The organism is Planctomycetota bacterium (assembly GCA_039819165.1).
Taxonomy (GTDB): domain Bacteria; phylum Planctomycetota; class Phycisphaerae; order Phycisphaerales; family UBA1924; genus JAHCJI01.
Genome location: JBCBSM010000029.1, coordinates 1 through 515, shown reverse-complemented (window position 1 = coordinate 515; position 515 = coordinate 1). Strand labels below are relative to the sequence as shown.

Here is a 515-nt window from a genome sequence, read left to right as displayed (position 1 = left end):
GGCGGTCTGACCCTGCTGGTCTTCGTCCTGGCGCTGACGCCGGGCGGTGCCGGCCATCTGGTGCCGGTCGCGGCGCTGGGCTTCGGTCTCGGCCTGCAGCTCGTGCCCTCGGCGCTCGGCGTGCTCTATTTCCGGCACATCACCGAGACCGGCGCCTTCGCCTCCCCCGGCCAGCCCGTCCTCACGCTCTCCTCGGCCCAAGGCCTCGAGGCCCGCTTCGAGCTCCCCGAGCGCCACGTCGGCGCCATCACCCAGGGCCAAACCCTCACCCTGACCTTCCCCCAACGCCCCGGCGCCGCGCCCGTCCCCGCCACCGTCGTCACCGCAGGCCAGGCGGCCCTTGGCGCAGGACGCCTCTTCCCCATCGTCGCACACCTGCCCGCGCGCCCCGACGTCCTCCCCGGCATGACCGTCGCGGCCGCGCTCCCCATGCCCGCCCGCGACGTCTTCACCGCCCTGCCCGACGACGCCGAGGGGACGCCCAGCCGCGGCTGGGCCTACAAGACCGTCAAGAC

Annotated in this window: 1 protein-coding gene; it reads left to right on the top strand. The window is 75.0% G+C overall.

The window, feature by feature from the left end:
- A partial coding sequence (locus tag AAFX79_13880; protein MEO1009644.1) for an HlyD family efflux transporter periplasmic adaptor subunit occupies positions 1-515 on the top strand: 515 nt, incomplete at both ends.